This window comes from Natronorubrum marinum (assembly GCF_052040125.1).
Taxonomy (GTDB): Archaea; Halobacteriota; Halobacteria; order Halobacteriales; family Natrialbaceae; genus Natronorubrum.
This window is the reverse complement of record NZ_JBPPFV010000002.1, coordinates 52,530-65,770: the sequence shown is the minus strand read 5'-3', so window position 1 is coordinate 65,770 and position 13,241 is coordinate 52,530. Positions and strand designations below refer to the sequence as shown.

Annotated in this window: 12 protein-coding genes; 6 read left to right on the top strand and 6 right to left on the bottom strand. The window is 56.6% G+C overall.

Annotated elements, in window-relative coordinates:
* Nucleotides 1–54: 54 nt before the first annotated feature.
* Entirely contained in the window at nucleotides 55–990 is a 936-nt protein-coding gene (locus ACSFC5_RS09975; RefSeq protein ID WP_440765102.1) for a phosphoribosyltransferase HisG-related protein, read from the top strand.
* A gap of 69 nt (nucleotides 991–1,059) precedes the next feature.
* Here the strand turns inward: ACSFC5_RS09975 and ACSFC5_RS09970 are convergent, their stop codons facing one another.
* The gene (locus ACSFC5_RS09970; RefSeq protein ID WP_440765101.1) at nucleotides 1,060–1,752 is read right to left on the bottom strand and encodes a DUF7509 family protein; all 693 of its coding nucleotides are present in this window, start codon (nucleotides 1,750–1,752) and stop codon (nucleotides 1,060–1,062) included.
* A 98-nt stretch (nucleotides 1,753–1,850) separates the two neighbouring features.
* On the opposite strand from ACSFC5_RS09970, the gene ACSFC5_RS09965 reads away from it, so the two are divergent.
* The 3 genes from ACSFC5_RS09965 (at nucleotide 1,851) to ACSFC5_RS09955 (ending at nucleotide 3,985) form a co-directional block, all read left to right on the top strand.
* Entirely contained in the window at nucleotides 1,851–2,216 is a 366-nt protein-coding gene (locus ACSFC5_RS09965) for an ArsR/SmtB family transcription factor (RefSeq protein WP_440765100.1), read from the top strand.
* A 408-nt stretch (nucleotides 2,217–2,624) separates the two neighbouring features.
* Nucleotides 2,625–3,272 (top strand): hypothetical protein, encoded by a 648-nt coding sequence (locus ACSFC5_RS09960; protein WP_440765099.1) that lies wholly within the window; start codon nucleotides 2,625–2,627, stop codon nucleotides 3,270–3,272.
* A 299-nt stretch (nucleotides 3,273–3,571) separates the two neighbouring features.
* Complete coding sequence (locus tag ACSFC5_RS09955; RefSeq protein ID WP_440765098.1) at nucleotides 3,572–3,985, top strand: hypothetical protein; 414 nt, start codon at nucleotides 3,572–3,574, stop codon at nucleotides 3,983–3,985.
* Nucleotides 3,986–4,470: 485 nt separating this feature from the next.
* Here the strand turns inward: ACSFC5_RS09955 and ACSFC5_RS09950 are convergent, their stop codons facing one another.
* Together ACSFC5_RS09950 and ACSFC5_RS09945 are read right to left on the bottom strand one after the other, a co-directional pair.
* Entirely contained in the window at nucleotides 4,471–5,547 is a 1,077-nt protein-coding gene (locus ACSFC5_RS09950; RefSeq protein WP_440765097.1) for a Cdc6/Cdc18 family protein, read from the bottom strand.
* Nucleotides 5,548–5,675: 128 nt separating this feature from the next.
* A complete protein-coding gene (locus ACSFC5_RS09945; protein ID WP_440765096.1) occupies nucleotides 5,676–6,158 on the bottom strand; it encodes a hypothetical protein in 483 nt (160 codons plus the stop codon).
* Between the two features lie 185 nt (nucleotides 6,159–6,343).
* Between ACSFC5_RS09945 and ACSFC5_RS09940 the strand changes: the two genes are divergently transcribed.
* Nucleotides 6,344–8,125, top strand: coding sequence for a transposase (locus ACSFC5_RS09940; RefSeq protein WP_440765095.1), 1,782 nt, complete (start codon nucleotides 6,344–6,346; stop codon nucleotides 8,123–8,125).
* 399 nt (nucleotides 8,126–8,524) lie between these two features.
* Here the strand turns inward: ACSFC5_RS09940 and ACSFC5_RS09935 are convergent, their stop codons facing one another.
* Both ACSFC5_RS09935 and ACSFC5_RS09930 read right to left on the bottom strand, forming a co-directional pair.
* A complete protein-coding gene (locus ACSFC5_RS09935) occupies nucleotides 8,525–9,571 on the bottom strand; it encodes a tyrosine-type recombinase/integrase (protein ID WP_440765094.1) in 1,047 nt (348 codons plus the stop codon).
* The gene (locus ACSFC5_RS09930; RefSeq protein WP_440765093.1) at nucleotides 9,561–9,956 is read right to left on the bottom strand and encodes a DUF5805 domain-containing protein; all 396 of its coding nucleotides are present in this window, start codon (nucleotides 9,954–9,956) and stop codon (nucleotides 9,561–9,563) included. Before ACSFC5_RS09930 ends, ACSFC5_RS09935 begins: the two co-directional genes overlap by 11 nt.
* Nucleotides 9,957–12,001: 2,045 nt before the next feature.
* Between ACSFC5_RS09930 and ACSFC5_RS09925 the strand changes: the two genes are divergently transcribed.
* Nucleotides 12,002–12,658 (top strand): enoyl-CoA hydratase/isomerase family protein, encoded by a 657-nt coding sequence (locus ACSFC5_RS09925; RefSeq protein ID WP_440765092.1) that lies wholly within the window; start codon nucleotides 12,002–12,004, stop codon nucleotides 12,656–12,658.
* Nucleotides 12,659–12,692: 34 nt separating this feature from the next.
* Here ACSFC5_RS09925 and ACSFC5_RS09920 read toward each other — a convergent pair whose 3' ends face one another.
* Nucleotides 12,693–13,181 (bottom strand): DUF4395 domain-containing protein, encoded by a 489-nt coding sequence (locus ACSFC5_RS09920; protein WP_440765091.1) that lies wholly within the window; start codon nucleotides 13,179–13,181, stop codon nucleotides 12,693–12,695.
* Nucleotides 13,182–13,241 lie beyond the last annotated feature (60 nt).

Sequence of the window (13,241 nt, the reverse complement as noted above, 5' to 3'; positions counted from 1 at the left end):
AGTCTCGTTTTCGAAACGCAACGCGTTTATCCGTCGCCGGTCGAGAATTCGTCGATGGGCGAGACGATACCGATCGCTGTTCCACGCAAGGGGCGACCGCTCGAGTCGGTGCTCGACCGATTCGCGCGTCGACTCGACGTGGCAGATCTCGCGGACGATATCACGTCGACGCTTCGTCACGAGAAGGCACTCACGAAGGGGACGGTCGACCCCGAAGACGACGCCGAGGAGCACGTCTACCATCGTCTCGCCGACTACAGCACCGTCGAGGATCCGACCGAGCCCGAGTACACGCTCTTGCGAGACGATCGGGCCGGCAAACCCCGACGGATCGTCTTCGACAGCGTCACGATTCCGCTCGAGGGCGTCGACGGCGTCCCGGATAATACGGAAATCCAGCTCGTCGGTCGCGAGGAGCCATTTCGAGCCCTGCGAACCCACGAGTTCGCGCTCGGGTTCGATAGCGCCGATCTCGTCTTGGAGGAGGTCGTCGAACTCCGTCCGGAACCGCTCGACCGAATCGCCGACATCAACGCCCGAATCGATCCGTCCGATACCGACGTTCGCGTCGTCACCGGCCTCGGCGACACCGTCTATCACACGCTGATGGCCACCCCTGCGGTGTCACCATCGACGGCATCGCTCGACCGGGGTTTCCTCGAGTCCTACGAGGGCCCGCTCTGCATCGAACCGCGATACGAGCGGCTCGTACAGGCCGTCCTCGGCACGCGGACGCTCGACGGCGTCGACTTCGCGTATCCCGAAGAGGGTCGCGAGGAGGAGGCCGCGATCGCCGACACCGGGCTCGGTGTCTACCTGACGGTAACGGGCTCGACGGCTCGCGAACACGGGCTGTTGCTGGGCGAGCAGTTGTTCCCCAGCGAGACCGTGCTCTTAGAGAGCACGCCGGAAGTGAGCGAGACGGCCGACGGCGTTCGCGCGTTGTTGAACGGAACCGACCTCGAGACGGAACTCACGGTCGAACAGTAGAAAACCGTTCGAAACGGCTCTTTTCGCCGGATAACGGTTGATTCGACCCAGCCGACGCCGGCGACCGAGTCACATACCGCTCGAAAGTGGCACGACGTACGCTTCGATGAAGTCGACGAGTGTATCGACCAGTTCTGCTCGGTCGACGAAGTACCGAAATCGGAGATCGTACGCCTCGTCCATCTCGTCGATGGATGCGCTGCTGAACCGGGGTTCGTACACGTTTCGTTCGCTGTCTGCCGTGGCTTCGGCGAAGATACAGAACGTTCGCGGATCGCGAAGTCGGCCGACGTCGTTTCTGAGGCGGAAGTATTCGGGGATCGCTCCGGCCTCGGCTCCCGCACCCGTCGTCAATCCGGCCTTCGTGAAAACGAACGCGTTCCCCTCGCTGGCCTCCGCGAACGCGATCGACTGATCGATGACGGCCATCCCCGTCTCGTCTGATTCTGCTCGTTCCGCTTCCTGTTTGGTCGGGATATCGACGTCACTCGCGATGAACACCGTCGTCGAAGTCTCGGCAGACACCCGCTCACAGATCGTCCGAAGGGTCGCTTCGATTTCGTCGGGGGCACCGGCGCTCCGATCGGGCGCGAGCGGATCGGACGGCAGCGGATATTCGGCATCCGGATAGAGATACGACGGATCGAGCAATCTGTACGGCCCCATCAAAAATACGAACGTGTCGTCGGGTTCTGCGTACGGGATCGACTGGGCGATGATGGTTCGAATCGGCGTTCCCTCGTACGTCGTGAGTCCGGCCATCGTTTTGCAGATCCAGACCACTATCAGGTAAACGTTCGTATCGGCTCGGTGTCTTAATAACGATTAATTCTAAGTGCCCTGGACGCCTAGAGACAGGTATGAGCGAACGAGAGGTCCCAACGAACCAACGAACGGCCGCCCAGGACCGCATCGAGTCGGAACTCCTCGAGGGAACCCTCGACCTTGAGCGAGAGGTAAACCGACTGTCGGTGATGGGTGAACCGACCCGATTTACGATTCTGTATCTGCTCTCCGAGGAGGGACAGGTGCGGAGTGGCGAACTGGCGGAGCTGCTCGACCGTCGACAGAACGATCTGTATCACCACCTCAACGCGCTCGAGGATGCGGGACTGGTCGGCAAGTTCCGCGACGGCGGGAGTCGCGTCTACGAACTGTCGCCGCTCGCGGAGGGGTTCGTCCCGCGAATCTTCGATGCGGTCAACGCTCGCGCCGAAGCCGTCTGATATCGGGGCACTTGGGCCAGTTCGAGAGCTATCTGTCAGTCTATAGTCGATCCAAGACGAGAACATCTCCGTGCGTCGGGACACGGCGTCTCCATTATTCGTTGGGAAGCGGCCTGAGAGCGGCTGTATCGTTCTATTGCTACCATTCGAACGCTGAACCAGAGGTTGGCTGTTTGGATTTCTACAAACCAGTCTCTCGCTGACATATTAACGCCTGCGCTCCATCCGCATCACTTCAGTGAGACAGATGACAACTCCTGAACCACACGCCCGCAGATACAGAATTTTTCACCTATTAGAACTGGATGCCGCCGAGAACACAAGGGCGAACGTTCCTCAACGCGGCACAGTGGAAAACTGGAAATCCGCCGCCTAGCCTTACTGCACCCCGCATCCCAGCATGTATACATGGGAGGATTAACACCCATAGCATTCGATATCGAAACCTCGGGGCTCGAACCGAGTGCAACACTCACCGTCGCCGGACTTGCCACCGACATGGGCGCATGGCTCGGATTAAACACGACCGGACGCGAGGCCGACGCCTCTCGCCTTGAAACCGCCGTCGAACACGAATCCGGCTCAAACATCCGCGTCTCCACGCATTCCGACGAGCGCAGCTTGCTCACCGCACTCGGCGAATTCGCCCACAAGCGCATTGACGGCGACCGCCACTACCTAACCGCGTATCACGGCGAAACATGGAAAGGGGGATTCGATCTCCCGTTTCTTCGCCGCGCGTGCGTCCGCCGGGAAGTGGACTGGCCGTTTCCGGATGTCGCGTATGCGGACGTGATGACCGTGTACGAGCGATTCGACACAGGCGACGTGAACAATCTTGAGGGCGTCTACGACGAACTCGTTGGCGGTGAGCATTGCGACCCGTTCGCGGAGAGCGAGAGCGCGGTGACCGCGCATGAGAACGAGGCGTGGGAGCAACTCCTGTTGCACAACCTCGCAGATATCGAGCGAACGCGCGAGCTTGCGGTTCTCGCAGGACGGTACGTGGCCAAGTCGGATTTCAAAATGAAGTCGCTCACCCCGCCGGACGCGTAACAGTAGTCGATAACCCCGTTTCTTTATTTAGAACTGGCTTTGAAACACCCGATCAGTAGAGGCGAAGGCGTTACTGGAGCAGCTACCCACCTCTCGGATAGGCGTCAGAAACGACCTGCTGAATATAGAGGATATGTCGATCAACTAATCATCTACCTCCTCCATCCAGATTGGTACTACGGATGAGATTCAATTCGGTGTTGCTTTGCTCTCCACATAATCCAACTTGAACTGGCCGATACCAGAAGTGAGACAGAACCAGTCCGAAGTTTTTTATTCAATGAGTGTTAATATTATTTATGAGCGGTAATCAAACGACAAAATCTTCAACACCTGTCTTATCTCGAAGAAATCTACTACACAGCGTTAGTGTCACGGCTTGCACAATGGTCGCGGGGTGTGCTTCTAGCGAAGATGGGATTGAGATACTCGTTGATAATGCTTCTGGGCAGCCTGTGGATGTGGCAGTTCTCCTAACTGATGATGAAGAGGAACAGTTGTTTAGTCACGTATTTTCACTTGAGTTAGACCAATTTGGTAGAGCAGGGGATGTCAATCAAAAGCCACTAGAAATTTTTGTCTTCACTTCAAATGGCAATTCCAAATCTTGGGAATACACACCTAGCCATTCCCGAGATAGTGGATGCAATATGGGAAATATCGGAATGACATTAACCCAAGAAGGAGCAGTTGACAAGTGGTACGATTGTTAAGAACAGCGGTGTTTCGTTAAGCGTAGGGAAGCCGTTACCGAAGTGAGTAGAAGTCAACCAACTCCGTCTGCTATCTCTGTCTAAATGAATTATATGTGAAAGGAATGGCTGTGCTGAGAAAGGCAATTGTAAGAAGTAATACGGTCATTAAGAGCGAATAGTCGCCTGAGGTGTATCCTACTGCGGCTACGAAAAACAGGATAACTGTGAGAGTTAGTCCCAGAACACGGTAGTCCGTTCTGAGTGACGAACCAAATGAAGTCGTCATTTGGGTATTACGAGGGTCTGATTGGGACGTTTCTGACTTCCCTTCTGAACGGTCATCTGTCATACGACTATCTTGTGTCCCAATGATTATAGATGCTATCCTGTTTCAAATTGCAACTGTCAACCGATAACTTCGCAGATGTACGTACCGAATCGACCACTCCAGATCAATCGTCGAGGTGGAAACCGAAACCGCACGACGATTTGCCGTGAACCGGTTATTTTTCAGAGTCCACAACACGATAGGTTCGTCCCCGATTCTCGCCGTCAGCGACGATAAGATTGTAGTGTTGCATCTTCTGGAGATAATACCGAAGCATACGGTCAGTTTTCGAATCGTCAACCCGGTTCCGATACTCGTTGTAGAGATCGGGAGGGTCGATTTCCCCGTGGTCGGAAATAATTTCGTACAGGACTCGCTGATCGTCGTTCAGTTTCTCGATATTCTTCTGCGTAAGTTCCGTTTTCGCTTTTGGGACCGCGCTATCAACGATCCTCTCGGTCACTGTCTCCAGTTCCTGTTCGGTTGCATGCTGGGCTGCGCGGCGGAGAATTCCAATCGCAATCCGCGCATCGCCCGCCGCCGCATCCGCGATCCGCCGAAGGATTTTATCTGAGACGGCGTCCTCGCGGAGGCCCCAGCGTACGCGGTCGCGAAGAATTCCGACGAGGGCATCCATCTCGTACCGGTCGAATCGAATGCGAGTCGCCGATTGGAGGCGGCTTTGAAGTCGTTCATCGAGTTGTACGAACACATCCTCTTCCCGGTTCGCGATCAGTACCATTGAAAGGTTGTGCGCCCGGTACAGGTCGTACAGCACGTCCACGTCGGCGAGTTGATCGACTTCATCGAGGATCACCACGTACGGTGGCCCGTCGTACTCGTACACTCGGTCGAGTAGCGCGTCGGTCGGCGTGGATTGGCGGTGGACATCCAGTGCCTTGTCGACCCCTTCGAGTACCCGATATAACGTTTTGTACCGGGTGTAATCACCCCAGCAGTTCACGTACTGGTGGGAGAGGTCAATGATGGTTTCGTGTAGGCGGTCGAGCGCATATTTCGCGATACAGGTTTTGCCAGTTCCCGAGGGGCCGAAGAGAAAGACCGGCTCGGGAGTTTCGCCGCGGGTGATCGGGTCGAGAGCGCTCGCGAGTGCATCGATTTCGGCGTCTCGGTAGGCCACTTCTTGTGGCACGAACTCGGGTTCGAGCACGCGGGCGTCCGTGATCATGCGAAATGGCACCACAAACCAGTGCATAAGTGGAACCGTGGAGTTTCCATTTTTCCGACTCACTGGATGCAACACGTCCTAGCATCTACTCCATACATACAGCACCCTAGTTTCGGAAAACCTCTAACGAAGAATGGAATTTCTAGACTGCCACGCGGTCCCCCTTATATCAATACGTAATCATTATTGAACTACCCGTCCGAACTGTTACCAGTCTCGGCGTTTTCAGCGGAGGACGGGGCGTCTGGATAGGGGATCTCATTAGTTTCTTTCAGTAACTCAAAATTCTCCTCGTGTTGTGCTGGCCGAAACGTATCTAACTCTCGTCGTGCCCAGTGCTGTATCTGTTCGGATTTGTTGTAAAACTCGTTGTGGGACCGTTTAAATTGGTGATAGGCTCTAACGGTTCCCGACTTTTCTAATATCAGCCGAAGCGTGGCTCCCTCGGGAGAGAAGACATGAAGATTTGTAGAACCTGTTTCACTATCAGTCGGTTCACGGTCGAGAAGCGACACGTCGCGACCTTGTTCTAACCGAGTTGCGAGTGTTTGTTTGCTAATTATCCCACTAAGCTCGGGCTCTAATTCCTTCCAACGGGACCCGCGAGGATCAATCTCGCAGAGTAACTCAATCGCGCCGCGCTTTTTGAGGAACTCGTGGCGATCAATGGCCATCACAGTGGGGTTTCTTAGAGCGGAGTATAAATCTGAAGTATACTCTAAATTTGACTATAATCTAAAATAGACTATAGTCTACTCATGATTCTTTATGCTCGCGCCGACCGCCGCTTCTAACTGGAAAAATGGAAGCTCGGCACCGGACGCTAAGTCAAAATTAGACTAATCAATTCACCAACGAAATGGCAGACCCAGAATCGGACGCGGCGGCCGACGACGCCGATGAGATAGTGGCGGCTCTCACTGAGCAAGCCGAGGATCTCTGCCATCTACGCGGCCATATCGCGCCTATTATCGCGAATCTCGATATTGACGAAGACTGGTTCACTGGGTATGATCGCTCTTCTACGTTTAGCCTCGAAAGTGTCGTCAGAATGTTTCTCTATCAGCGGGTGATGGACATTTCCCAAGAGGAACTGAAACGCCGACTCAGGGGTGCATCATACGTGTACGTCCGATTCGAGATGCCTCGTCCTCCTACTCAGGGTGCAATTAGCTACAACTGGCGGGAGCGGTTTTCCCTCGATGACCGACTCCTCATCAAGAAGGCCGCTCGTCGTATCCGTGAACTCGGTGAGGAACATGATCTAATGGGTGTTGCGCCCGCGCTTGATCCTGAGGAGATTCGCGGAACCGACATTGAAGAGGAGACGATTATGGATGCAGTGGGGAAAGCAACCGAACTCGGCTTCGACGAGTTCAGTGCCGACCGCGCTTCGAACGCGAAGTTCGCACTGGAGGCCTATTTTGAGCGACAGGGGTATTTAAATATGGCAAAAGCGGGTACGACGACGCCAAGCCGTCGGTTTGCCCGTCTCAGCGAGCGAGATGAGGTGCCGCACGGGTCCTCGCATAATCGAACGATGAAAAAAGTCGCTGACCCTAATTCGCAAACCGATCTCGACCAGTATACTGAGGGTCAGCGGCCGCCAGACTGGAAACGTATCCGTGATGAGGTGTTACCCGCGTTCCATGCGGGCGTTGAGAAGCAACTGGATGAAATCGCGGGCCGCGACCGAAAAGGGCTACAACAGCCTGTCAAACTGGCTATCGACATCACGCACTGGAACTTCTGGCCATCGCCATTTCGCGACGAGAACGAGGTAGATTGGCGAGAAAAGCCCACGTTACTCACGTATCGCGACGGGAGTAAGCGGGAGGTGTATCCGAAAGAGGATTATCCGAAGATGGTGTCTGGTTTGAAGGAGAGCCACGAACGCGGGTATAAGTTTGCGACGGTCACGGTGATTGCCGAGGATACGCCAATCGTCGTCGGTATCGAGCCGGTACGCGACAATCGATGGTGGGAGTCCGATGAGATTGAAACCCGAACGCGGGGCGAACTCGTTGACCGACTGCTGGAACAAGCCGAACAGCATGTGGACATCCACAAGGTTTTCGCTGACCGTGAATTCGATAAGTACGAAGTACGGGATGTAATCGACCGACGCGGAGGCCAGTATGTTCTCGGAAAGAGGGTGCAAGCGAAAGCCGACAAGGAGGGTATCAGGAAGACAGCGAGCGATCCAGTATCCGACGTGAAGGTCGAGCATGCCACGTTGACCGTAGATGGACGCACGCATGATGTGAGCATCATGTACGTACCGAAGGATACGAAGCTGGATCAGGAGGAGATCATTGAGGAGAATTACGCGATCTTCACGACGAACGCGGAAGTGTCGCCGGACCGGGCAATGGCGCTGACCACGCAGTATCGAAAACGATGGCAGATCGAGAACGAATATAAATCGATCAAAAATCACTTCTTGCCGACGTGTGCATCAAAGGATTACCGCATCCGGTTCCTATACTTTGTAGTCGGGGTGATGATGTACAACGTCTGGCGACTTGCGAATTTCGTGCTGCGAGATGAGGTCAACGTTGACCTCGGTGAGAAACCCCCGCTGCGTGCGGGAGAGATTGTGGAGTTGGTCGGATTTTGTCTGTTTGATCCGGGAGGGTAGCGTTTCCAATTCTTTTCCGGGTTCTGTCGGATGTGTGAGCGGCAGCTATCCGCTATTTTGTAGAATATAGGGAGTTTGCGTGAGAATTGACGGTGATGATCAGTATCCATACTGGGGAATAACCGGCCGATAGCGCGCTTTTTCTAAACATATGATCTCCATCTTGATTTTATCCAGATTATTTGTAGTGCAACTCAAACAGTCAACCTCTGGAACAGTCCACCGACAATTAGATATAGCGAAATACAGTTTAGAGGACTACTTTCGAACACGACAAATTACGACGTGTGTAGTTATTTTCTCAGATAGTGGGGCCAGTAACCAGAGAATAGTCGTGAGAGCGTCTGAGTATCGGTGTCGGTGACAGGCTACTCCGCGGTCGATACCGCTCTCCGCGATTTATCGACTGACGGCGTAGATGTGCTCGAGGTACGTCTCCCGAACGCGATCACCCCAGTTGTGGGTGTACGTATCGATCACGTCGCCGGCCACGTCTCCCCGGAGATACTGGACGATACCGCGGTCCCCCGTTCGGTCCCGCAGGTGAGTCGTGAAAAAGTGCCGGAAGTAGTGAGGGGTGACGTTCTCCTGTGTCCCGCCACCCGTGCGATACCAGCCGCGCTCTCGAGCGTGTTTTTCGACGATATAGCGCACGTCCGACGGCGTCAGGCGCTCGCCCCACGACTCGCCGGTATCGAGAAAGAGCGGGTCGGCGTCCGAAACGGGGTCCGGGCGGATCGCTAGCCACTCGAGGAGCGCCCGACGGAGTTCGTCGTCGACGGGGACGACCGTGTCCCGCTTGCGTTTGTTCGACGCCGTTCGTTCCTCGCCGTTGACGGTCGCACCGCGAGCGGGTGCCGCGGCGACGAACACTGACGATGGCCGCCGCTCGAGTCCGACGCGCGGGTCCCACTCGCGGTCGATTTCGGGCGTCTCGAGGTTCAGGTCCTGTAGATCGAGGTTGCAGCACTCGCCGACGCGCATCCCCGTCTTCAATAGGGTGACCACGACGGCCCGCTCTAATGGATGGTCGATCGTGGCGACAAATTCCCGCATTTCCGGAACCGAGATATCCCGCCTCGTCGGGTTCGTATCGATCGATTCGGACAGCTCCTCCATGACTAGGGCCATCGGGTTGTCGTCGAAGACCCCGACGCGGTTCATGTAGTCGTAAAACCGGTTGAGATACGACGCGTAGGTCGCGATCGTGCTCGGTTCGAACCCCCCTCGAAGGGAGTGGATCCAGGCCATACACTCCCGTCGCTGGGCTGCCCCCACCTGATCAACGTCAAAGCGCTCACTTACGAACGCCTCGAACCGCCTGAGGACTCGGTCGTAGGCCTCGAGCGTCCGTTCGCTCTTGCCGTGATAGCGTTGGTCGTCGAGGAAGTACGCGATCGGATCCGTCACGTCCGCCGGGACGTCGGTCCCGCGTTCAGTCGCCATCGACACCACCGTCGACGGCGGTGTACCCGCCGTGGCGTCCGCTGTATCGAACCCGGTTGTTCGCCTGGAGTTCCTCGAGCGTTTCGTCGAGCCGTGACTCGATGTCGTCCGACACCGCTTCGAGCAACTCGTCCCAGGAATACGTGTCAGACTCGAGTAGTTTGAGGACCCGTGTTTCGAGGCCGTTACCCCCAGGGTTTGGGTCCGGAGAATGGGGTTCCTCAGAGTCGGTATCGAACCCCCTTCGACCGGCTTGCACCATCGTTCGAACGAACTCGGCCTGACTCATCCCCAGATCGTCGGCGTGAGACTGCCATTCAGATTTCTGGTAGGACGGGACGTAGGTTTTGACGGTGGTTCGGTCGGTGTCCGCCGAATCGCTCATACAACACCCATCAAACGCGGTGAGTATTAATCTACCCATTATTCGAGCTAAGTGTTTTTATCTCTTCTTGTGGGTCGAGATTTGCGCCAAATGTAGACCTACTGTTCTGGATTGGTTTTTGGAAAGGGACACAATTCGGGATTAAAAATGGTGCGTTCTGGGACCACAGTTCTAGATATCGAGTTCGTTTGCGGTAACTGGAGTTCAGTATCGGGCGACCAAACCCACGAATAGACGCCTAATTAGCACGCCGAAATAATTATCACAGATGTGTTATATCGTGTGTTTTTAGAAGTAAATAGCAGGGAAGAATTCGTGAAAACTATCGCATTATTTCGACTGTGACTAGAGGGAAATATGCCTAGATTGGTATCGCGATTGAGCGGAAACGGTGGGCTGTTTTTAGGGTGAATTTCGACGACCGATCGCGGCCCGAGACGGCCCGCTACTGGAGTCGATATCGCACTCGAAATTTCGAGACCATCATCGAGCCGACACTGAAGTGGCTGCCGGTCGATCACTTCATCGAGAATACCCCCTATCGGTACGGCGGGGCCGTCACGTCCGTGGCTCGCACGAGTGAGGCCCTAGAGGACACACGGTTCGCTGGAGTCGTTCGACTGGGACCGAGCCTCGTTCCTCACAACGCGCCGATCAGCGTGTACTCCGAACGGATCCGGGCCGACTCGAGTCGTGTCTCTGTTCCGTAGTCAGCATGCCAGTTCACGATGTCACGCGGTAATCGGAGTCGATGCACGCGTAGCCGCGATCGGTACGACCCCAGTTCCCGGTCTGTCGAGGAGCGATAGCGATTTGGCCCTGCCTGAGCGCTTCCTCGAGCCGGTGTAGGCGGTCGGAACGTAGTTTCACACACATAGTTCGAACATCGATAAAATCGCCTCAGCGGCCATATGGCGCCGTTACGAGAGGATGGGTCGATCCAGCACCGATACGGGGACGACGGGCCAGTGTAGCTTGCCGTCCTTCGGAATTATTTCCATCTCGTTCGGTGATTGATAGTGAGACCGGTGGGGCACGCCGAGGCCATCGGAGAGTCAAACGGAGGGTTACCCTGCTGGCTACTCGACACGGTGTTTTGCACCGCTTCAGACGGCGCGGAAGACATATTGACGGCCACCGGCCGAGGACGAACTGTGGACGGACAGGCACGGTCTCGAAGCGTCTACGGGGTGGTGGTAACTGCGAAACCGACGGGAGGGTTCGCCTACCAGGAATTGTCCTCGTCTATGCGGTATCTTCGCCCCTCGCGAGTCGACCCAGCGTCTCGAGCGAGTTCAGCGGGGTGTAGGGACGGAAGATGGATGTGCCGGCGAGGTAGTGTGGATCGTCTCAATATCGACTCTCGGATCGGTTCTCGAGGACGCCTGCGCAGCTGTCGCGTCGGAGAGGGGGTTCCGGTAGCACGTGGCGTTTGAATGGGGCCTTAGCGCGTCTCGATAGGGCGTTAGTGGCTCCACTGGACACGGCTGCGGGTATCGGCGGGGCTCCTTCGTGGAGAGAGAACGTTGGTTCCGAACGGGGACTGGCGTCGGATGATCCGTTCTGGTCCGTCGGCCGTCAGCGGTCGACGTCGTGTGTGCGATACCGTCGCTGTTCGGAATACCATTCGTCTTCAGAAGCCGATGGCGACGCTGCTAGAGTCGTGTTACCGCTACACATTCCCTTGCGATCGGTGGTAGTTGTGGGACTTGTAAACTACATAGTGATATATCGAAATGGTGCCAAGCGATCCCTCGGTTCAATCCGTGCGCGGGACTCGTTCGAGGGTGAGATCACAAGCTGAACTCCGACACACGACGGCGGCAACGGACTTGAGCGACTCTGGTACGGACGGTCACGGACTGACACGGCGATCGAGATGGAGGACGGTGTTTGAAATCGAACCCCCTGATTGTAGCGTAAGCGAGACGACGCGCGAACGGTGGCTTTCGTCGCGGGTCGACGTCGCTCGGTTTCGAGTCGAGTTCGTGCCGTCGGGGAGCCGTTCCGCGGGGAATTAACAGCGACTGTGTAGACGGGTGAATATGGCTTCACCACCACTCGTCGACGTCGACCTCGTCGAGGGTATCGCGACGGTCACACTGAATCGGCCGGAGAAGCTCAACGCTATCACCCTCGAGTTGCGCTCCGCCGTCCGAGACGCGCTCGTCGATCTCCCCGAAGACGAGATCGGTGGACTCGTCGTCACGGGTGCCGGCGACGTGACCTGCGCCGGCATGGACCGAGAGATCGTCGCCGACCCCGCTTACGACGAGAAGTACGCGGACGAGATCGGTGCGCTGACCGCCGAAATCTGCGAATTTCTCACCTCGAGACCGTATCCGACCGCGGTCGCGGCCCGCGGTGCCCTCATCGGGATCGGGTTCATCCTCTCCCTGCGGTGTGACTTCCTCGTGCTCGGGGAGGAGACCAAACTCGCCCTGCCGGAGGTACAGTTCGGTATCGCTCCGACGGAGACGGTTCCGTATATCGAGGCGATTACGGGAACCAGAGTCGCCAAAGAGATCGTTCTCACGGGCGAGCCGATCGCTCCCGAACGGGCGCGAGAACTGGGTATCGTCAACCGGGTCGTTCCGAACGATGAGGTCGAAGCGGGAGCGCGGGAACTCGTCGGCAAAATTGCCGAGAACGATGCTGACGCCGTCCGAGAACTCAAGCGCGCAGCGTCCAGTTTCGAGTAATGCGTGCGCGTCGGCTCAGAGAGTCGGTCGACGTTTAGAGGACGTTTCGAGACCGCAGGAACGATACCTGTCTGTACATCCGGCAGCCGAGACAGAATCCGGTTGTGGCCGCAAGTCCCGCGAGGAGTGCGACCACCGTGGCGATCGCGTAGCCGACCGTCGGAATCCCGACGGCGAGGAGCACCGACGCGGTGCCAGCGCCGACAGCGCCGAGCAGTTTCGCGAACCGGTGCGGTGCCGCAGGTTCGGGTTCATCCGGCCGGCCGAGGACGGGGATCACGACGTGCTCCCAGCACAGGCGGTAGAAATCGAGTCGCCACCGCGAGACCACTGCCAGTCCGAGAATCGCTGCCACGGCGTAGACGAACACCGGTTGCGTAAATACGACACCGATCAGCAACAGCGTCGCCGTGATCGATTGGCCGAACCGCGGTGCTCGCGGGTCGACGGACGCGATACGCGGGTTCGACGACTGCGAATCCGCCGTCTCGCTCGAGGAAGGAGAGCGGTGTTCAGCGGCCATAGCTCGTTTATGGACTCGATGCGCAAGAAGGTGTGGACGCGACCAGTTGCAGTCGAAAAC